We start from the raw sequence: 17,823 nt of genomic DNA, 5'->3' as shown, positions 1-17,823 counted from the left end.
GAAATAATGGACTCGGTCATAACAGAGTTTCAAGTTCTTTCCTTGTCAGACCACATTGTTTGAGGATTGCCGATTTTAGAATCTTGATGAAGTATTCCGGCGATTGTCGAAAAGATTTTGGGGTCCCCGCGACTTTGTGAGCAAAGTCGTGGGGTGATTAATTGCCGTAGAGATCGAACTCGCGGAAGTCGAACCAGTAGCCCATCTTTGTAACCGAATCCAGCTCTGCCTGCACTAAGGCGAGGTGTCCTTCCTCGATCTCCACGAATTGGGCAAACATCTTCTGGGCATCGCCGGGGAGTTTTTCAACCATCTTTTTGTAGAAGCTCGATGTTACCTTTTCCGCTTCAAGAGCCTTTTGGAGCATGTTGATCTCGGCCCCGTAGTCCTTCCGGGAGACCTGGGCTTTCATCTTTTTGGTGCCTTCGATGATTCTTTCCTTGGAGGGAAGAGCGGTTCTGAGTCCTTCGATGGTGAGTTCTCCTGATGCCTGCCACATCGCAAGTTTTGAATAAAGGAAGTCAAGATGGTGCTGTTCTTCGTCGGCCAGAAGCTTGAAGATGCGTCTGCCCTTCTCGTCGGTTGCTTTTTCCACCGCCTCCTGGTAAACGTCTCGCACCCTGGTCTCGTAGGTGATTGCGGTCTTGATCGCCTCTTCTACAGTCATTTCTCCTCCTTGAGTCTTTAGCTAATTTTACTTGACATGGGGATGAAAGCAACATTCACGAAAGTCCTTTGGAGTACAACAACCGTGTTGTTGTAGCAATGACACGGTCATTGCACTCCATAATCAGAGGAGAAGGAACCAGGGTCGGCTATGAACTCTTCCAGCTTCGCTCTGATTGCGTCCCTTACGGTGCGGAACTCACCCAGCACCTTCTCCTCGGTTCCGGATGCGCTGATCGGGTCAGAAAACGGCCAGTGCAGGCTCTGGCCTGCCTTTCCTATAAACGAGTGGCAGTTGTTCTCGCCGCACAGGGAGATAACGTAATCGAAGGACTGGCCTTGAAATTCTTGCACGTGCTTTGAGCGCTGCCCGGATATGTCAACGCCCAGTTCACCCATAACCTGGATCGCATTAGGCTGAACGAAGCAAGGGATGGTGCCTGCGCTTTCCACCTCGAACCGCTCGCCTGCAAGATGTCTGAGTAACCCTTCCGCCATCTGGGAGCGGCATGAGTTGCCGATGCAGAGAAAAAGCACTTTTATCTTATCAGGCATTTACAGATTATTTTGGAGTGCAACAACCGTGTTGTTGCATGCAACGAGGCGCTCGTTGCACTCCAGAGTGGGTTTTTGGAGTACGACAACCGTGTTGTTGCGTCAAGCTAGAAATCGTCATTGACATTGACACGACCCCAAGGATAATCTTGTTGTAGTTTTTTGAGGCGTTCTTCTTCAGTCTTTATTCTGTAATAATAACTCCCATGCGGATAATCTTCAGGATTTGGGACATATCCATGCTTTACCGGGTTGAAGTAAATGTAGTTTAGTCTGGCAAAGTAAGACCGTTCGTGAGTAATACATCTATCCCAGTAGTTCCAGAAGATTCTTTTAGCCGATTTCGCTTCCAAGGCATTTTTCTTTATCCAGAGAGCGGTAAAGCGATGGATTTCACTGATCATTTTGGATAAATCAGGATCCTCCTCAGGGGCTTGCAGCATCAGGTGATAATGATTGTCGAGTATAACCCAATCTTCCAATAACCAGTTGGATTTATCGCATCCTTTAATTATGGATTCCAGGAGACGCGATTTGCTCTCATGAGAACTTAGAAAAGGCTTTTTCTGGTATGTAGAAGCGGTGATGAAGTATTTGGCTTTGGGGATGAACAGATGAGGTGGATTGTGTTTGTGCTGCTTGTAGATTAAATCATCGCTCATTATACAACGCTATTCTGGAGTGCGACAACCGTGTTGTCGCAAGCAACGAGACGCTCGTTGCACTCCATAAAATCTTTTGGACTGCAATGACTGTGTCATTGCACTTCATAATTATATCTTTTTCCGTGAGAGCCTCAAACTGTTTAACACCACAGTCACACTCGAAAACGCCATGGCACCGGCGGCGAGCATTGGGTGAAGGATGAAGCCCGGCAGAAGCCCTACCGCGGCGAATACCCCGGCAGCCAGGGGAACGAGCGCGGTGTTGTATGCAAACGCCCAGAACAGGTTCTGCTTTATGGTGCGCATGGTTGCCTTGGAGAGTTTGATCGCCTTGGCTACGCCAGCAAGGTCGCCGCCCACCAGGGTTACATCCGATGCCTCCATCGCTATATCCGTGCCAGTGCCTATCGCTATCCCTACGTCCGCCCGTGCCAGGGCAGGCGCGTCGTTGATGCCGTCACCCACCATCGCCGCCCTCCTCCCATCCTTTTGATATTCATTGATGTAGGATTCCTTTTTCTCTGGAAGAACCCCGGCGATTACTTTATCAATTCCCACTTTTTGAGCAATGGCTTGAGCCGCCCGTTCGTTGTCGCCTGTGAGCATCACAGGTACCAACCCCAGAAACTTAAGGGAAGCTACCGCTTCATGGGAGGAGGGCTTTTCTTCATCTGCTACTGCCAAGAGTCCTACCACCTTGCCATCCACCTCAACCACTATCACCGTCTTGCCCGCCGATGCCAGCTCATCCACTCTGCCTTTAATCTCACTGCTCAACTCGAACCAGTCGGGTTTGCCTACTTTCACATCTTTGCCATTGACTGTGGCTGTTACCCCGAATCCTGAGACCGCTTTGAAATCCCTCGGTTCTTTAAGTTTCGCCCCCTTCCCCTCCGCTCCCTCAACCACCGCCTTCGCAATAGGATGCTCGGAGCCGCGCTCAGCACTTGCGGCGAGAACAAGTCCTTCATCTCCGTTATCCAGAGGCAACCAATCGGTAAGCACCGGCTTGCCTTCTGTTATGGTCCCGGTCTTATCGAACATTATCGTGTCCAGCTTGTGGGCGGTCTCCAGCGCCTCACTCGATTTGAAGAGGATGCCCATCTGCGCACCCTTGCCTGTACCTACCATTATTGCGGTCGGTGTGGCTAATCCTAATGCGCAGGGGCAGGCGATCACAAGAACCGCAACCATCCTTAGCATGGCAGGAACGAACTCGCCTCCCAATCCCCACCACAAAGCAAAGGTCACGATCGCTATTCCGATAATCGTGGGCACGAACACACCGGACACCCTGTCCGCTAACCTCTGAATGGGTGCCTTCGAACCCTGCGCCGCCCTTACCAATCTTATGATCTGGGCGAGTGCGGTCTCCGAGCCAACACCGGTGGCCTTAACCTTCAAAAGACCCTGTTGATTGACGGTGGCGCCGAACACCTCAGCCCCTTCCTTCTTGTCCACCGGTATGGACTCGCCGGTCAGCATGCTCTCATCTATTGAGGAACTTCCGGCAATTACCTTCCCGTCTACCGGTATCGCCTCGCCGGGCTTGACTATTACTACGTCGCCTCGTCTCACCTGATCAGCCGGAACATCCTTCTCGTTTCCGTCGGCATCAATCACATGGGCGATCTTGGGGGCAAGATCCATCAGCTTTCGTATTGCCGCCGACGTCCTTCCCTTGGCCATCACCTCAAGCATCTTTCCGAGCTTGATAAGGGTGATGATCATGGCTGCGGTCTCGAAGTAGACGTGTTCGCCGATGCTTATGCCTGGAGCGATCAGGGGTACCAGGATTACCGCCAGGGAATAGAAGAATGCCACCGAGGAGCCCATCGCCACCAGCACCTCCATGTTGGCCGAGCGGTTCCTTAAGGACTTGAAGCCTCCGATGTAGAATCCCAGGCCGGTAAAGAACTGAACCGGGAGAGCAAGAGCAAGGAACAGCCAGTTGACCCAGGGCTGGTGAGCCCACGCGCCTACGAGCCCAAAATCTCTGCTCATGCTCAAAACGAACAGGGGAACGGTGAACGCCACACCCACCCAGAACGCGGTGCGCTCCCTGCGAACCTCTTTCTCCCGTGCCTCCTGCTCGGCGTCCGCCGCTTTCGCGTCGTCATCAGGCAGAACCGCCTTGTAGCCTGCCCGCTCGACAACGTCGGCTATCACCTTGAGATCGGCTAACTTAGAATCGAACTCCACCGATGCTCGCTCTGTTGCAAAGTTTACGTTGGCCGAGATCAGACCGGGCACCTTGCGCTTCAGCGAGCGCTCGATTGTCAACGCGCAGTTGGTGCAGGTCATGCCGATTATGGGTATCTCGGTCTTTTGAGATTTAGGCGGCATCAGTCCTCCTAGCGGTCTCTATGCGTCGGGCTTCACTCCTGGGGCGGGTAGCCGATGGCGCTTATGCGCTCCTTGATCTTCTCCCATGTGGCGGGTGCTTCCCAGATGAAACGCGCTTGCTTGGTGGTGATATCCACCTTTACGTCCTTTACGCCTTCAAGCTTTGCCAGCTCGTTCCGCATCTCGATGAGGCTGTAGTGGCCGCCGATCGCCGGTATCTTGACTATCTTCTTCTCCATGTATCTATTCCTCAGGTGGATAGCCGATCTCGGTGAGGGTCTTTTTGATCTGCTCCCAGGTTGCAGGCGCATCCCACCGAATGCGGGCGGTCTTGGCATCAACGTCTACCTCAACGCTCCTTACACCTTCAAGTTCACCTAACTCCCGCTCTATGGTCATCTTACAGTGATGACAGCTTATCGCTGGGATTTTTATCTTCTTTGCTTCCATGGCGTTCTCCTTAATCCTCCCAGTCCAACAACCGCCTCTCGCCTTCTAACTTGCGGATCTCTGTAACATCCTGACTAACCTCGAGGGTTCCGCGGTAGTTACCATCGGCGTCTCTCATGGCGAAGTAGCGGATGTGGATGAACTTACCCTTGAGCTCGATCCAGAACTCGGCGGCATCCTTGCTGCCTTTCTTGAACTCTTCCAGTATCTTATTAACCACGTGCACGCTCTTGGGTGGATGGCAGTTCTGCACCTTTCGGCCGATCACCGCAGGGGTTCGGGCGAAGATGCGCTCCGGGGTGTCGGAGTAGTAACGCAGCTCATCCGACTCGTCCACAAAGCTTACGTCCACTGGCAGGTGCTTGAGCATGATGTTTATCTGCTCCAGGGTAAGCTCGCCTACGTCCAGAGGCAGTTTCATGTTGCGAGCAACGATTTCGGGCAGGTCATTGAGGTTCATCGAACCTGCTTCAATTCTTTCTTTAGCCATTTCCTCGCTCCTTTCTTCCACGATTTCCGGCCTCCACTCCTCGCCCGGCGGATCTATTAAAGCATACCCTATCTCCGGCTCCCCCTTGCGAATCTCCCACCACTCCGTTTCATCCAGCTTCTCCAGGGCCATGGGATAAAGAATCTGCTCTTCCTTGTAGATCATGTCCAGCACCGCACCGGCCAGCTTTGAGGAGCGCTCTTTAACTGCCTGGAGATTTCCCTGGGTCAGTCCGACACGAACTGCCTTAAGGTGCTCTCGAATCTGATCGTGCACCCCCCACATCACCTGGGGCGGTCCTTGCACCCCGTGTTTTTCCAGATAGGGAAATAGCTGGTTCTCCTTGCGGGTGTAGTGGATGTCTATCTTGCCCAGATTATCCAGCACTTCCTCAAGATCGTCCTTACGTTCGGCCAAAGCCTGCTCGTCGGCATCCCGGGTCAGCTCGCTCAACCGTCTTGCCAGCTTCTCGAATTCCCGGTTCTCGGCGCGGAAGGTGTGCACCGGATGCCCGGGCTGCATCCCCGGAGAGTCCTGTTTATCCAGTGACTCCCTGAAAACCGCCACGTGCAAATCACACATCGAGGTTATCTCTTCCTCACTGATGCCTGTCTTGATCAACTGCTGCTCGATCTCGGCGATCTCTGTGGGGCTTACGTCCTTGATCTCGGCTGCGAACCGCGCCTGCAGTTCCTCGATATTCTTCCCCTCGGCTGCGTGCAGTTCCTCAAGTATCTGCCTGATCCTTTTCGCCCGCTCTGCCATCTCCTCGGCGCTCATTATACCAACTTCCTGGCCGGTCTGGCTCTTAATCGCATCCCGCAGATCGGCAATGAATCTGGTGACTTCAATATCGGCGTTGGAGGCGGCCATCTGCAGCGTGGCTATCTTGCCGATAGTCTTGCGGGCGACCGGGTTAAGGAGTTTCTTAAACTTTGGGTTGTAGCGGGGCAGAAACTCCTCCAGGAAAGGGAAAGCCTTCAGAAGTTCTGCGATCCTGGTCTTGGGGCTGAGTAACATTCCTTCTCCTTGGGGGCTGCGGGGGCCGCTTGCAGCGACCCCCAACCTTTTTCTCTCAAACGGCCTGAATCAACCCTTGAGTTCCTTAAGTTGATTGCTGAGCATGGTGATGTGGGAAAGTTCCTCCTTAATGATGTCGGTGACCCTTTCCGTGCCCAGTCGCTCGGGAACCATCTCCTTGATGCCCATCGTGTCTTCATTTATTCGCCTGGTGTTGCAGCCGGATTCAGGATGGTTGCGGTTGCGATCAGAGGCCTTGCACCCATCTCCTTGTCCAGCATAAAGAGACCTTCCTTGCTGCCTTCCACCATCTTGAGCCGCTCTACCGCCTTGAGGGTCTGCTCCTCCTCCTCGATCTGCTCGGCAACGAACCAGTGCAGGAGGCCGATAAGGGCCGCGTTGTCCCCCTCCTCGCGGGCCAGATCAACCAGGTCGTTGATCATCCTTGTGACCTTTTGCTCATGCTCGTAAGCCGCCTCAAACGCCTCCACAGGGGTTGATAAGGTGATCTCCGGTTTTTTGACAGCGTACAACTCCACCATTCCGCCGCGTTCGATTATATGGTTGTAGAAGCGCATTGCATGGCTCATCTCCTCAAACGCCTGCGCCTTCATCCATTGAGCAAAACCTTCAAGGTTGGAGCCCTCAAACCATGCCCCTATGGCGAAGTAGAGATATGCGGCATAGAGTTCGGCGTTCAGCTGTTTGTTGAATCCGTCCTCGATCTTCTTGCTTATCATGGTTATTCTCCTTTCCACAGACCGTGAACGTTGCAGTGCTCACGGGCAGCGATCTTTTCGGAATCAACCATGAAGATAGCTTCAGGCACGTCGCCCGGCTTAAGGTGCTTGCGGTAGACGCGTCCCGCATCATCGGTAATCTCTATCCACTCGATGTAGTGATCCTCCTCCATGGGATGCGGGGTCGAACCCACGATGACCTTGAAGCCGCCTTCTATCTTCTCGATCATGGGCACGTGCTTTTCGGTCTTATAGTCAGCGGTCTGTTCATCCAGAAGCTTCATCGGTTCGCCGTGACACGAGTAGTTTCCGCAGCCTTCCTTTAGGACCTCTATCATGTCCCCGCACTCCTCACACCTGTATATCTTTTTTAGTTCAGGCATTTAACCCTCCTTGGGTTTTTGGATTTTTTGAAACAATAATCTCTTCAAAAAATCTCACTGCACTTTCTCGTACCCTTCCGGGAAAGCCCTCTGGAAGTACCCTTTTGAGTATAGGATAAGAAAGGGGGATGTCAAGCTGGGAGTGTAAGTAATTGATATTTGAGACAGATACATGGTTATACAGTCCAGGAGTTACATCCATCGCAGTAATTATACTATTTCTGTATGGATTATCAAGGTAATCTTGAGTTGATTTAGAATGTGGATGTGAGCCTAAGAGATAATCGGGCTGAGAGGGGTGCTATTTTCTAATCCATCGAGTCGAATATCCAGATCTGATAGTCGTAGAAGCTGTCCCCGCCCTGGGCTGCTTCGAGGGCGATCCTTTCTCCATCCGGGGAGAAGGTAGGGTTGTCTATCCAGGCCGCTTTGTCCGGTGAGGCGTCAACCTTGCTCGTCTTTCCCCTCTCCAGGTTGAATAAAAGTATATTCCGGTTGGATTCCCTCTGGTAGATAAGAAGTTCCGAGGGGTTGGCCGGATTCCAATCAAGGGCTGCATCGAATTGAGGGTCAAGATCAAGTGGTATTCGCTCGCCGCTGTTGATGTTGTAGATCGCATCTCCTATGGCGAACAGGGTGTCACCCGGGCCCGGGGCAACGCTGTAGCCCTTCCCCGCGACGAAGATAACCTCGTCCGTGCCGCTGGTTCTTTCGACCCTGTGCAGGTAGGTTGAATCCCAACCCTGCTTCCGATAGATATAATAAAAGACCTCGCTGGATTCGTACGAGAACCTGGGGTAACCGTAGATGCCCTCGGGCCTTATTGAGTCCAGAGTGGTCCAGGTTTCTATGTCCACCACCCTGATCCAATCGTCGCCTTCAAACCAGGTGGGCAAGCAGATACCGTCACGGCGAGAGACATCCATCGCCTGAAACGTATCCCCACAGACCGTCTCCAGCGCCTCGTCTGCGAGGTTGACCGACCAGATCTGTCCGGGTTCGTCGGGATTGCGGGGACCATCTGAGTGTATAAAATATATCTTGGAGCCGTCTGCAGACCAGCGAGGGGAGTAGGTAGCCTCCAGATGGTTCTCTACCAGCAGGGTCAGTTCTCCTTCGATATGGGGAGTGCATGAGAGCAAAACCGTACCCAGCAGGGCCACTGTCAAAATAAGCGATGTCTTTTTCATCACTCCTCCTTTCTAAGATCATTATATGGGAGAGACAGGATTGTCAAGGTGCCTCGCTTTAATTGAGGAGAGGGAGGATAATTGCGTCGTCACCGGATGGACAACGTGCCCCGGTCGGGTATAAGGTCGGCCCGGTTCCTTTTGTCATCGCGAGGAGCGAGTGTTGAATTTGGCAAATATGTACGTATAGTCAGTGATGAATCGGCTTCGTGATATGGGCAAATCCAGGCGAGCAAGCGAACCTTTCAGGGGTTCTTCACGTCAAAAGAGAGTGATGGAAACCGAGGGGTTAACGGTAACGCTAACAAGCGGGCAGGCTGCCCAGCAAGCCCGCGGTGATGTGGGGGAGCGCGAACGAGAAAAGAAACTGGAGCAAATCTATGCCAACCACGGGGCTATGGTTTACAACCTCTGCTACAGGATGTTTGCCAACCGTGCCGACGCACAGGACGCGACACAGGATGTGTTTGTTAAGGTCTACAAGAACTTGCACAAGTTCGCCGGTCGTTCGAAGCTTTCGACCTGGATATACAGGATCACGATGAACCACTGCATTGATCGAATGAGGCGCAAGAAGCTTAAGACGGTCGAGCTTCAGGAGTGGATGGCCTCGCCGAAGCGCGATCACGATGCACGCATTGAGCTCGAGAAGGCCGTTGCAAGCCTGTCGCCCAGCTACCGCAGCGTCTTTGTGCTTCATGACATCCAGGGTTTCCGTCACGCAGAGATAGCAGAAATCCTGGGTATCACAGCGGGTTCGTCCAAGTCGCTCCTGCATCGTTCGCGTGTTATCTTGCGGAAAAAACTTAAAGGAATCCGGAGGCGCAATGGGCCGACACCCGTCTGATGCAACCCTATCCCGCTACGCCGACGGGGATTTGAGTGGAGCGGAAAAAACTCACCTGGCAAGTCACCTTAAGGGGTGCTCAGGGTGTAAGAGGCGCCTTGCAGAGATTGTTCACATTAAGGATCTGGCAGAAAGCCTTGAGCCTGTTGAGGTTCCTCCAGGTCTCCTTGCAGGCGTCCGTGCACGTATTTCTGCCTCCAAGGCTCCAAAAACTCAGGGGTTGTGGCGCGGGATAGTCCTGGGATTTGCAATAAGTGCTGCAATAGCTCTCCTTATACTTCTTCCCCACAGCACCACTCCTGAGCCTCGAGCGGAACCCGTAACACCACTGGTAATTGAACCCGCAGCCGAACCCCTTGGCCCGCCGCTTGGGCTGGCACACGCTCAGGGGTTCGGTCAATCATCCCAAACCAACCACTCAGATGTACATGTTGCAGCCTATGAGGAGCCTTCGCATGATACAGTTATTCTTATCCCGCTTGATGAGACGGCCAGGCAGAACTTAGAGGCCGCTAAGACCCCCCACTTCAGACAAGGGCCTCGGTTCCATATACCTCAAGAAGACGAAGGGTGGATCGTTACCGTAGGGGAGACCATCTACAGGTAAAGAGTAAGGAGTAAGGATAAAGTTGCAATAATAACCGTAAGGAGGAAAAAGATGAGAAGAGTTCTAAGCATTTTGATCCTTATCTCATCGGCAGCACTCAACTCTGCTGTACCGCTTGAAGGATTCAGCGAGGTGGTGGATAAGGTGGCGCCGGCGGTGGTCGGTATCACCGTGACAAAGGAGGTTCCATTCGTTCAGGGGTTCGATTTCGACGAGGAGAGTGTCCCGGAAGAACTTCGTAAGTTCTTTGAATTTTGGGACTTCGACATCCCTGCTCCACGTGCCCCCCGGTTTGTTCCGGGTGCCGCCTCCGGCGTGATCTTCGATGAACGAGGATACATACTGACAAACAACCACGTGGTTGATGGCGCTAAGGATATCGGAGTAAAGTTGTCAGACGGCAGGGAGTTCTCCGGCAAAGACGTGGAAGTCATCGGCACAGACCCTGAGACCGACCTCGCCGTTCTCAAGATCAAAGCCAAGGACCCCCTCCCGGTAGCGAAGTTTGCCAGCTCTGAAGAGGTCAAGGTCGGCGACTGGGCGATTGCCATCGGCAACCCCTACAACCTTGAGCAAACCGTGACAGTGGGCGTGGTAAGTGCCAAGGGACGCAGTAACGTGCTCCTATATGGCGGTCCAAGCTACCAGAACTTCCTGCAGACCGACGCGGCAATCAACCCGGGCAACTCGGGCGGAGCATTATGCAACATCAATGGCGAGGTCATCGGCATCAACACCGCTATCCGTACGAACGGGCTTGCGAACTCAGGTATAGGGTTCGCCATTCCTTCTGACATGGCCGCCGATATCGCAGGCGAGCTTATCAAGCACGGCAAGATCTCACGCGGCTATATGGGGATATACCTCGAGGAAGTCAAACCTGAGGTGCTTGAAGCAATGGATATCGAGGAAGAAGGGGTTTTTGTAACCAGGGTTGTTCCCGACTCACCGGCCGAGAAGGCGGGTCTGGAGGACGGCGACCTAATCACCTCGTTTGCCGGAGAAAAGATAACCTCGGTAGATCAGCTTCGCTGGCTTGCCGCAAGCACTGCACCTGGCACAAAGGTAGACCTTGATATTATCCGTGAAGGCAAACGCAGGAAGATAACCCTGAGGCTTGCCGAACGCCCTGGCCGCGAGGAACTCTCCACCCGCATCGAGCCTGTACCCGAAGAGGAGAAAGGGACCAAGACATCTATCCTTGGCATAACGGTCAAAGACATAAGTGACAGAATCAAGAAGGAATATGATCTCAAGCATGGGGTTCTGGTGGAGGATGTCGAACCCGGCAGTCTGGCCGACAGGGCAGGAATCAGGGTCGGAGACGTAATCATTAAAGTCAACAAAATCCTCATCTCTAACGTCAAAGAGTTAAAGAGACTGAAAGGTGATCTGGAGAAGGCAGACGTGGCCCTTTTCCAGATTAACCGTAGAGGGCACACGCACTTTCTAACCATCCGACCCTAGAAAGACCACAAAGAGCCGGGGCCTCACGGCCCCGGTTTTTCACATGCTCCTTTTCTCATACTGAGAAAAGATCGCAGGGAGGAAGTTTTTGCCGAAACAACGAATGCTTCGCCTTCTTGTAGAGGCTCGGAGAAATTGATTCGCAGGAGTCGGAAGGACGTAGTGATTTATTCCCAGAGATAATGTGTTTTTCTCCTTTGCGATCTTTTTGCCGAAGGCAAAAAGGAGCAAAAATCGGGGTCCCCGCGGCTTCACGAAGTGAAGACGTGGGGTATAAATTGCTTGACAAGCGCTCGATTCTGAGAATTATACACAGCCAATCAAATAAGGAGGCGTAAATGGAACACAAGATAGAGTATGGACCTGCGTTTTCCCTGCTTTCGATCCGGATCGGCGAGGGCGAAAAGATTACCGCTGAAGCCGGAGCGATGGTCTCAATGGACGGTACCATCAACATCGAAACCAAGATGCGAGGCGGTCTTGGCGGAGCACTCAAGCGTTCACTCCTGGGCGGCGAGAGCTTCTTCATGAACCACTACACCGGCACAGGCGAAGTAACCCTTGCCTCTTCCGTCCCGGGCGACATCAAACACGTCCCGATGGTCGGCAACACCCTGTTTGTCCAATCCGGCTCGTTCATCTGCTCGGTAGGAGACATCGAGGTAGACACGAAGTTCGGCGGCGCCAAAACATTCTTCTCCGGCGAAGGTCTGTTCCTTCTGAAGATCTCAGGCACCGGCGATCTTTTCCTGTCCTCCTACGGGGCGATGACCGAGCGTGAACTGCCTGCCGGTCAGGAACTCAAGGTGGATACCGGGCACATGGTCGCTTTCGATGAGGACGTGCAGTACAACGTAAAGGCCGTAGGCGGCCTGAAGAGCACACTTCTTTCGGGCGAGGGCCTGGTCGCAAGCTTCACCGGCCCTGGCAAAGTCATCATGCAGACGCGCTCACTCAGCTCCTTTATCGGTCTGCTTACCACGAGGATGAAGAGCAAGTAAAACATTTCAATTCGGTTTAAGGGACAGGGGTTCGTGAGTTCAATGGTGAAGTGCAACACCTTGGAAAGGGGCAGGCTATTTTTGAGGGCTGCGCCTGGCGGATTTCTTGGAGGGAGTCGATGGGATGGCTTGGGGTGGGAGCTGGGCGAGGAAGTCCCAGATCCGCTGCTTGAGTACGGTGTGATTCTTAAGGGAGATGTTGTACCCGCCTACGGCAACGAGCCGCGCACCGAAGTGCCCCAACACCTTTTGCATCCAGCGCGAAGGGCGTTTGTGGGGATCGGTTTTGGTGTATGAAAAGAACACAGCCACCTGCTTTTCGGCAAGTCGTGTCTCGGCAAGGAAGGTTTTAAGAGGTGTTGCCGGCCTGCCTGACCATATCGGAACAACAATTACCATCAGGTCCCAGTCCTGGGGTTGTAGAGGGATGGTTTTGATCTCAGGACGACGCCCGAAAAGGGCGGAGAACGTAGACCTAACCACTCCTCTGTGGCGCTTGACCTCTATGCGGTGCACGGGTGCTTGAAGATGTTTTGCTATCAAGCGCGCCGCCACCCGCGAGTTACCGTAGCGGGAATAGTAAACAACAACCGTCTTCATTAACTTCTCCTAAGGGATTGTATCCAGTTATGGGGGGAAATCAAGAGGGTAAAGGATTAAAGCATCTGACCGGGGATTTAGATTCCATCTTTGAGTCTGAATGTCCGGGGTCCCCGCACGGGCACGTAAAGCGCCCGTGTGGGGTTTAAAAAAATCGGGGGCGGATGCCCGCCCCCTGGTTGGTTTCTATTATACCTCAGTCTCCTATCCTCCAGCCCCACATGGTTCCGCCAATTCCGGGGCTAGAATAGGAGTACCAGTTGCCCCAGCAGGTGTCAATGTCCAGATTGAACTCCATATTGAAGGGACCCATTTCGAGGGGTTCTAAGCCGCTGGGATCCATCCACGTCCAGGTTCCTTCGCAGTGAGCAACCGTATGGTAAGGCGGTTCAACGGATTTGGCGAGGGATATGACGGCCCCCTGGAAGCCGCCGGAGCTGCCGTCCAAGTCTTGCCAGTGGCCGGTGAAGAGCCATGACTCCAGGCTGCCGTTCCAGGTTTGCCAGGGGTAGATGATGATTCCAGCGGGTGTCTCGCAGCTTCCTTCGCCGTAGCCTTCCCAGATGCCGTCGAGTTCTGCGAAGAGCGGCGTTGCTCCGATCAGAAAGATCACCGCCAAGGCGGTGAGCATTAGCTTTTTGGAGTTACTCATTGCTTCTCCTTTTGGTTTAAGGTTCATCCCGAGGGGGACGGGTTTGCGCCCCCCTCGGCTTTAGGTTTAGTGTACCTTTCTGCCTCTCATGGTTCCGTGTTCGCTGGGCGATAGCCAGATGGATGTCCAGGTGCCGGTGCACTCCCTCTCGTAGACGTAGAACTTCATCTCGAAGTCGCCTCCGTAGACCGGTTCGTGACTGGGACCGGTAGGATCGAACCAGTACCAGGAACCTCTGGCGATGGCGACGGTGGTGCTGATCCAGAGGATTTCGCCCTTGAATGTGCCGCGGTTGTCGAGGCTGTCTTTCCACTCGCCGGTGAAGACGTCCTGGGAGTTGGGGATCTCACCTACCCACGCCTGCCAGGGGTAGATGATCGTGCCCGGGTGTGGACAGCAGCAGCTGGTTCCGGTGCCTTCCCATGTGCCTGCGATCTGGGCGGCAAGCGGCGTGGCCCCTAGTAAAAGGATCACCGCCAAACCTGTTAGCAGGATTTTTTTTGGGGTGCTCATTTGTTCCTCCTTTGAGGTTTAGGGTTTATCAGGGGGCGGAAGCCCGCCCCCTGGGTTAGCCGGTTTCCCGGTATATCCTCAGTCTATCTTTTCTCCTTTCATGGTTCCGCTCTCATTACTGTAGTAAGTCCGCCATTCACCGTAGCATATTGCTTCTTCCAGCTTGAACTTCATCGAAAACGGTCCCATGTAGTAGACACGCGGAGGGTCGTAGCGTTCGTCGAACCAGTGCCACTCGCCTTCGCAGTATGCATCCTCGGGAGTTACGAATACGATCTCGCCTTTGAAGGTGCCGTTGTTACAGCGGTTATCGTACCACTCGCCGTAGAAGACTTCATTATCCTCAACCAGACCTTTCCAGTTCTGCCAAGCATAGATGGGGAAGTCGGTAGGTATAGGGGGAGGCGGAGAGCAAACGCCTTCTCCTTCGCCCGCCCATGTACCGTTGAGTTGGGCAAGAAGCGGCGTCGCCCCTGCGAGGAAGATCACCGCAAGCGCGGCGATGAGGATTTTTTTGGGGTTACTCATTTGTTCCTCCTTTGAGGTTTAGGGTTTAAGTGGGGGCGGATGGCCGCCCCCTGGTTGGTTTCTATTATGCCTTAGTCTCCTATACTCCAGCCCCACATGGTTCCACCCTGAGCGCCAGAGTACGGCCACCATTCGCCGTTGCATGTTCCTTGGACCTCGTAAAAGACCATCTGGAATAGGCCCATCTCGATGGGTTCGAGACTCGAATCGTCTCTCCATGTCCATACCCCCGGGCAGACTGGGGGGTTCAGGGACGCCATGCAGCCTTCGAAGGTGCCTTGATTGCCGTCCGAGTCTTCCCACTCGCCGGAGAAGTACCCGTATTCATCAACGGTTCCGTTCCAGGTTTGCCAGGGGTAGATGATGGTTCCAGCGGGTGTCTCGCAGCTTCCTTCGCCGTAGCCTTCCCAGATGCCGTCGAGATCGGCGAAGAGAGGCGTCGCTCCGATCAGAAAGATCACCGCCAAGGCGGTGAGCATTAGCTTTTTGGAGTTACTCATTGCTTCTCCTTTTGGTTTAAGGTTTATCCCGAGCGGGGATGGAAACCCGTCCCCGCTCGGCGTTAAGGTTCAGTGTACCTTCCTGCCTCTCATGGTTCCGTGCTCGCTGGGCGATGGCCATATGGAGGTCCAGGTGCCTTCGCATCTTCCTTCCAGGATGTAGAACGTCATCTTGAACTTGCCGCCGACTATTGGTTGGTGAGAGGAGCCTGTGGGGTCGTACCATGTCCATTCGCCTTCACAGTATACTTCCTCTGGAGTGGAGAAAGGGGCTATTTCGCCCTTGAAGGTGCCGTGATTGCAGTCCGAGTCCCACCATTCGCCGAAAAACACATCCTGAGAGTTCGGGATCTCGCCTATCCAGTTTTGCCAGGGGTGTATAGGAGGGTGGCAGGGCGGGTAAGCTTCGCCCCTACCAGTGCCCTCCCAGGTTCCGGCCAGCTGAGCGAACGCCGGAGTGGCTCCCAGCAGCAGGATAACTGCCAGGGCGGCGAGTATGAGTTTTTTATAGTTGTGCATTTTGTTCCTCCTTTGAGGTTTGAGGTTTATGAGGGGGCACAAGCCCGCCCCCTAGGTTGTGACTTTACGGTTCTACCTTCCAGCCTCTCATGGTTGCGGGTAAGGCGGTGGGCCAGATGGATATCCAGGTGCCTTCGCATGTTCCTTCCAGGATGTAGAATGTCATCTTGAAATCACCTCCAATGATTGAAGCCCCTGAAGGGTCATCTAAGTTCCAGATACCTTCGCAGTATGCTTCGGTGACACTGGAGATTATTATCTTTCCGTGGAAGGTGCCCCGGTTGCTATCTGCGTCCCACCACTTGCCGGAAAACACGTCTTGGCTGTTGGGTATTTCACCCTTCCACGTCTGCCAAGGGTAGATGGTAGTTCCGGGAGGGCTGCAGCAGCCTTCGCCCGTGCCTGCCCAGACTCCTGCGAGCTGGGCGGCGAGAGGCGTAGCCCCTGCGAGGAAGATCACCGCAAGCGCGGCGATGAGGAGTTTTTTGGAGTTACTCATTTTGTTCCTCCTTTTGGTTTAAGGTTTGTAAGGGGGCGGAGGGCCGCCCCCTGATGGTCTGTCGAGGTATACCTCAGTCTATCTTCCAGCCTTTCATGGTTCCGGGACCGCTGGGCGATGGCCAGATGGATGTCCAGGTGCCTTCGCATATTCCTTCCAGGATGTAGAACGTCATCTTGAAATGGCCTACAATGATGGACGGGCTGGAAGGATCATCCCACGTCCAATAACCTTCACAGTATGCTTCCTCTGGAGTTGAGAAAGGGGCTATCTCGCCCTTGAAGGTGCCGTGATTGCAGTCCGCGTCACACCATTCGCCTGTGAAAACATCCTGAGTGAGCGGGATCTCGCCCATCCAGATCTGCCAGGGGTGTATAGGCGGGTGGCAGGGCGGGTAAGCTTCGCCTGTACCAGTACCCTCCCATCTTCCTGCGATCTGGGCGGCAAGCGGCGTGGCCCCTAGTAAAAGGATTACCGCCAAACCGGTTAGCAGGATTTTTTTTGGGGTGCTCATTTGTTCCTCCTTTGAGGTTTAAGGTTTATGAGGGGGCGAGTAACCCCGCCCCCTGGTTGGTTTGTCTGTTCTTTCTTATTTTGTCTCCAGTTTTTGTCCTTGCATGGTTCCGTAGTCCTCATGGTAGAACCATTCGCCCAGGCAGGTGCGGGTGAGAAGATCGAAGTCCATATGGAACTCGCCTATAACAGGAGGGATTATGAGTATGGTGGGGTCAGTCCATCTCCACGTGCCTTCGAAAACCGCATAGGTTGAGTCTATCTGGACGACTCTTCCTTCGAAGGTGCCTTGGTGTCCTAAGCTATCTTGCCACTCACCGTGAAAGATCTCGTGGTTCACGACGAAGCCGTCCCATGTCTGCCAGGGGTATATGGTGATGGTGGTGGACTCTGGATGGCAGCAGCCAGTGCCAGTTCCTGCCCAGAACCCGTCTAGCTCGGCGGCAAGGGGCGTTGCGCCGAGCAGGAAGATCACCGCAAGCGCGGCGATGAGGAGTTTTTTGGGGTTACTCATTTTGTTCCTCCTTTGAGGTTTAAGGTTTATAGGGGGCGGAGGGCCGCCCCCTGGTTGGTTGTATGCTTCAGTGCACCTTCCAGCCTCTCATGGTTCCCAGCTTGCCCGGCGAAGGCCAGATGGATGTCCAGGTGCCCTTGCATTCGCCTTCCAAGAAGTAAAAGGTCATCGTGAATTCGCCGCCTTTGAATATCCCTTCGGGGGTTTCCCAGGTCCAGTAGCCTTTGAACACCTTCGCATCAGGAGTGGAGTAAGGTGCAGGCTTGCCTTCGAATCTGCCGTGGTTGTCAAGGGTGTCTTTCCACTCGCCGAAAAAGACGTCTTCAGAGTTTGGTATCTCGCCTATCCATTTCTGCCATGGATATATAGGTAGGTGGCAGGGCGGGTAAGCTGCGCCTTTACCGGTGCCCTCCCAGACTCCTGCGATCTGGGCGGCAATAGGCGTGGCCCCTAGTAAAAGGATCACCGCCAAAGCGGTTAGCAGGATTTTTTTTGGGGTGCTCATTTGTTCCTCCTTTGAGGTTTAAGGTTTATGAGGGGGCGAGTAACCCCGCCCCC

General features: G+C 53.8%; 24 protein-coding genes. 4 read left to right on the top strand and 20 right to left on the bottom strand.

The genetic code is table 11. The annotated features are described in order from the left end of the window. Positions 1 to 157 precede the first annotated feature (157 nt). From CEE36_03000 to CEE36_02955, 10 genes are all read right to left on the bottom strand, one after another. Positions 158 to 667, bottom strand: a complete 510-nt coding sequence (locus CEE36_03000) for a hypothetical protein (GenBank protein ID TKJ43668.1) — start codon at positions 665 to 667, stop codon at positions 158 to 160. Between the two features lie 107 nt (positions 668 to 774). Beyond that, positions 775 to 1,221: a hypothetical protein gene (locus tag CEE36_02995; GenBank protein TKJ43667.1), complete on the bottom strand. Its 447-nt coding sequence runs from the start codon at positions 1,219 to 1,221 to the stop codon at positions 775 to 777. Positions 1,222 to 1,328: 107 nt separating this feature from the next. Then, positions 1,329 to 1,883, bottom strand: coding sequence for a hypothetical protein (locus CEE36_02990; protein TKJ43666.1), 555 nt, complete (start codon positions 1,881 to 1,883; stop codon positions 1,329 to 1,331). 111 nt (positions 1,884 to 1,994) lie between these two features. Then, complete coding sequence (locus tag CEE36_02985) at positions 1,995 to 4,232, bottom strand: cation-transporting ATPase PacS (GenBank protein TKJ43665.1); 2,238 nt, start codon at positions 4,230 to 4,232, stop codon at positions 1,995 to 1,997. A gap of 32 nt (positions 4,233 to 4,264) precedes the next feature. After that, positions 4,265 to 4,570, bottom strand: a complete 306-nt coding sequence (locus CEE36_02980) for a hypothetical protein (GenBank protein TKJ43664.1) — start codon at positions 4,568 to 4,570, stop codon at positions 4,265 to 4,267. Beyond that, entirely contained in the window at positions 4,476 to 4,682 is a 207-nt protein-coding gene (locus tag CEE36_02975; GenBank protein ID TKJ43663.1) for a heavy metal transporter, read from the bottom strand. Before CEE36_02975 ends, CEE36_02980 begins: the two co-directional genes overlap by 95 nt. A gap of 10 nt (positions 4,683 to 4,692) precedes the next feature. Then, positions 4,693 to 6,192, bottom strand: coding sequence for a hypothetical protein (locus CEE36_02970; protein ID TKJ43662.1), 1,500 nt, complete (start codon positions 6,190 to 6,192; stop codon positions 4,693 to 4,695). A gap of 200 nt (positions 6,193 to 6,392) precedes the next feature. After that, positions 6,393 to 6,932, bottom strand: coding sequence for a ferritin (locus CEE36_02965; GenBank protein ID TKJ43661.1), 540 nt, complete (start codon positions 6,930 to 6,932; stop codon positions 6,393 to 6,395). A 2-nt stretch (positions 6,933 to 6,934) separates the two neighbouring features. Next, positions 6,935 to 7,315, bottom strand: coding sequence for a desulfoferrodoxin (locus CEE36_02960; protein ID TKJ43660.1), 381 nt, complete (start codon positions 7,313 to 7,315; stop codon positions 6,935 to 6,937). A gap of 308 nt (positions 7,316 to 7,623) precedes the next feature. Beyond that, a complete protein-coding gene (locus tag CEE36_02955; GenBank protein ID TKJ43659.1) occupies positions 7,624 to 8,505 on the bottom strand; it encodes a hypothetical protein in 882 nt (293 codons plus the stop codon). A gap of 196 nt (positions 8,506 to 8,701) precedes the next feature. Between CEE36_02955 and CEE36_02950 the strand changes: the two genes are divergently transcribed. The 4 genes from CEE36_02950 (at position 8,702) to CEE36_02935 (ending at position 12,427) form a co-directional block, all read left to right on the top strand. Further along, on the top strand, positions 8,702 to 9,352 hold the full coding sequence (locus CEE36_02950) for an RNA polymerase subunit sigma-24 (protein TKJ43658.1): 651 nt from the start codon (positions 8,702 to 8,704) through the stop codon (positions 9,350 to 9,352). Next, positions 9,333 to 9,959, top strand: a complete 627-nt coding sequence (locus CEE36_02945; protein TKJ43657.1) for a hypothetical protein — start codon at positions 9,333 to 9,335, stop codon at positions 9,957 to 9,959. Before CEE36_02950 ends, CEE36_02945 begins: the two co-directional genes overlap by 20 nt. Before the next feature lie 51 nt (positions 9,960 to 10,010). Then, positions 10,011 to 11,426: a hypothetical protein gene (locus CEE36_02940; GenBank protein ID TKJ43656.1), complete on the top strand. Its 1,416-nt coding sequence runs from the start codon at positions 10,011 to 10,013 to the stop codon at positions 11,424 to 11,426. Positions 11,427 to 11,764: 338 nt separating this feature from the next. Continuing rightward, complete coding sequence (locus tag CEE36_02935; protein ID TKJ43655.1) at positions 11,765 to 12,427, top strand: TIGR00266 family protein; 663 nt, start codon at positions 11,765 to 11,767, stop codon at positions 12,425 to 12,427. Between the two features lie 75 nt (positions 12,428 to 12,502). On the opposite strand, the gene CEE36_02930 is transcribed toward CEE36_02935, so the two are convergent. The 10 genes from CEE36_02930 to CEE36_02885 form a co-directional block, all read right to left on the bottom strand. Then, the gene (locus CEE36_02930) at positions 12,503 to 13,027 is read right to left on the bottom strand and encodes a hypothetical protein (GenBank protein TKJ43654.1); all 525 of its coding nucleotides are present in this window, start codon (positions 13,025 to 13,027) and stop codon (positions 12,503 to 12,505) included. Positions 13,028 to 13,223: 196 nt separating this feature from the next. Next, positions 13,224 to 13,679: a hypothetical protein gene (locus tag CEE36_02925; protein ID TKJ43653.1), complete on the bottom strand. Its 456-nt coding sequence runs from the start codon at positions 13,677 to 13,679 to the stop codon at positions 13,224 to 13,226. A gap of 66 nt (positions 13,680 to 13,745) precedes the next feature. Continuing rightward, on the bottom strand, positions 13,746 to 14,192 hold the full coding sequence (locus tag CEE36_02920; protein TKJ43652.1) for a hypothetical protein: 447 nt from the start codon (positions 14,190 to 14,192) through the stop codon (positions 13,746 to 13,748). Positions 14,193 to 14,270: 78 nt separating this feature from the next. Further along, positions 14,271 to 14,720: a hypothetical protein gene (locus CEE36_02915; GenBank protein TKJ43651.1), complete on the bottom strand. Its 450-nt coding sequence runs from the start codon at positions 14,718 to 14,720 to the stop codon at positions 14,271 to 14,273. A gap of 71 nt (positions 14,721 to 14,791) precedes the next feature. Continuing rightward, on the bottom strand, positions 14,792 to 15,220 hold the full coding sequence (locus tag CEE36_02910; protein TKJ43650.1) for a hypothetical protein: 429 nt from the start codon (positions 15,218 to 15,220) through the stop codon (positions 14,792 to 14,794). A 69-nt stretch (positions 15,221 to 15,289) separates the two neighbouring features. Beyond that, positions 15,290 to 15,739, bottom strand: a complete 450-nt coding sequence (locus CEE36_02905; GenBank protein ID TKJ43649.1) for a hypothetical protein — start codon at positions 15,737 to 15,739, stop codon at positions 15,290 to 15,292. Positions 15,740 to 15,803: 64 nt separating this feature from the next. Next, positions 15,804 to 16,238: a hypothetical protein gene (locus tag CEE36_02900; protein ID TKJ43648.1), complete on the bottom strand. Its 435-nt coding sequence runs from the start codon at positions 16,236 to 16,238 to the stop codon at positions 15,804 to 15,806. Between the two features lie 73 nt (positions 16,239 to 16,311). Continuing rightward, positions 16,312 to 16,752, bottom strand: a complete 441-nt coding sequence (locus CEE36_02895; GenBank protein TKJ43647.1) for a hypothetical protein — start codon at positions 16,750 to 16,752, stop codon at positions 16,312 to 16,314. Between the two features lie 75 nt (positions 16,753 to 16,827). After that, complete coding sequence (locus CEE36_02890) at positions 16,828 to 17,265, bottom strand: hypothetical protein (GenBank protein TKJ43646.1); 438 nt, start codon at positions 17,263 to 17,265, stop codon at positions 16,828 to 16,830. Positions 17,266 to 17,332: 67 nt separating this feature from the next. Continuing rightward, positions 17,333 to 17,770: a hypothetical protein gene (locus CEE36_02885; protein TKJ43645.1), complete on the bottom strand. Its 438-nt coding sequence runs from the start codon at positions 17,768 to 17,770 to the stop codon at positions 17,333 to 17,335. Positions 17,771 to 17,823 lie beyond the last annotated feature (53 nt).

It is taken from the genome of candidate division TA06 bacterium B3_TA06, assembly GCA_005223075.1.
Taxonomy (GTDB): domain Bacteria; phylum Hydrothermota; class Tepidihabitantia; order B3-TA06; family B3-TA06; genus B3-TA06.
Note: the sequence above shows the minus strand (reverse complement) of the source record. Positions and strands in the feature narration are given on the sequence as shown.

Excerpts from the sequence above, each read along its gene's own strand:
- CEE36_02930 (TKJ43654.1), bottom strand. The coding sequence starts at position 13,027 with ATGAAGACGGTTGTTGTTTACTATTCCCGCTACGGTAACTCGCGGGTG.
- CEE36_02890 (TKJ43646.1), bottom strand. The coding sequence starts at position 17,265 with ATGAGTAACCCCAAAAAACTCCTCATCGCCGCGCTTGCGGTGATCTTC.
- CEE36_02995 (TKJ43667.1), bottom strand. The coding sequence starts at position 1,221 with ATGCCTGATAAGATAAAAGTGCTTTTTCTCTGCATCGGCAACTCATGC.
- CEE36_02960 (TKJ43660.1), bottom strand. The coding sequence starts at position 7,315 with ATGCCTGAACTAAAAAAGATATACAGGTGTGAGGAGTGCGGGGACATG.
- CEE36_02910 (TKJ43650.1), bottom strand. The coding sequence starts at position 15,220 with ATGAGTAACTCCAAAAAGCTAATGCTCACCGCCTTGGCGGTGATCTTT.
- CEE36_02925 (TKJ43653.1), bottom strand. The coding sequence starts at position 13,679 with ATGAGTAACTCCAAAAAGCTAATGCTCACCGCCTTGGCGGTGATCTTT.
- CEE36_02990 (TKJ43666.1), bottom strand. The coding sequence starts at position 1,883 with ATGAGCGATGATTTAATCTACAAGCAGCACAAACACAATCCACCTCAT.
- CEE36_02945 (TKJ43657.1), top strand. The coding sequence starts at position 9,333 with ATGGGCCGACACCCGTCTGATGCAACCCTATCCCGCTACGCCGACGGG.
- CEE36_02955 (TKJ43659.1), bottom strand. The coding sequence starts at position 8,505 with ATGAAAAAGACATCGCTTATTTTGACAGTGGCCCTGCTGGGTACGGTT.
- CEE36_02980 (TKJ43664.1), bottom strand. The coding sequence starts at position 4,570 with ATGCCAAGACCGCCCGCATTCGGTGGGATGCGCCTGCAACCTGGGAGC.
- CEE36_02935 (TKJ43655.1), top strand. The coding sequence starts at position 11,765 with ATGGAACACAAGATAGAGTATGGACCTGCGTTTTCCCTGCTTTCGATC.
- CEE36_02970 (TKJ43662.1), bottom strand. The coding sequence starts at position 6,192 with ATGTTACTCAGCCCCAAGACCAGGATCGCAGAACTTCTGAAGGCTTTC.
- CEE36_02895 (TKJ43647.1), bottom strand. The coding sequence starts at position 16,752 with ATGAGCACCCCAAAAAAAATCCTGCTAACCGGTTTGGCGGTAATCCTT.
- CEE36_02975 (TKJ43663.1), bottom strand. The coding sequence starts at position 4,682 with ATGGAAGCAAAGAAGATAAAAATCCCAGCGATAAGCTGTCATCACTGT.
- CEE36_02915 (TKJ43651.1), bottom strand. The coding sequence starts at position 14,720 with ATGAGTAACCCCAAAAAAATCCTCATCGCCGCGCTTGCGGTGATCTTC.
- CEE36_02950 (TKJ43658.1), top strand. The coding sequence starts at position 8,702 with ATGAATCGGCTTCGTGATATGGGCAAATCCAGGCGAGCAAGCGAACCT.
- CEE36_02965 (TKJ43661.1), bottom strand. The coding sequence starts at position 6,932 with ATGATAAGCAAGAAGATCGAGGACGGATTCAACAAACAGCTGAACGCC.
- CEE36_02985 (TKJ43665.1), bottom strand. The coding sequence starts at position 4,232 with ATGCCGCCTAAATCTCAAAAGACCGAGATACCCATAATCGGCATGACC.
- CEE36_03000 (TKJ43668.1), bottom strand. The coding sequence starts at position 667 with ATGACTGTAGAAGAGGCGATCAAGACCGCAATCACCTACGAGACCAGG.
- CEE36_02900 (TKJ43648.1), bottom strand. The coding sequence starts at position 16,238 with ATGAGTAACTCCAAAAAACTCCTCATCGCCGCGCTTGCGGTGATCTTC.
- CEE36_02885 (TKJ43645.1), bottom strand. The coding sequence starts at position 17,770 with ATGAGCACCCCAAAAAAAATCCTGCTAACCGCTTTGGCGGTGATCCTT.
- CEE36_02905 (TKJ43649.1), bottom strand. The coding sequence starts at position 15,739 with ATGCACAACTATAAAAAACTCATACTCGCCGCCCTGGCAGTTATCCTG.
- CEE36_02940 (TKJ43656.1), top strand. The coding sequence starts at position 10,011 with ATGAGAAGAGTTCTAAGCATTTTGATCCTTATCTCATCGGCAGCACTC.
- CEE36_02920 (TKJ43652.1), bottom strand. The coding sequence starts at position 14,192 with ATGAGCACCCCAAAAAAAATCCTGCTAACAGGTTTGGCGGTGATCCTT.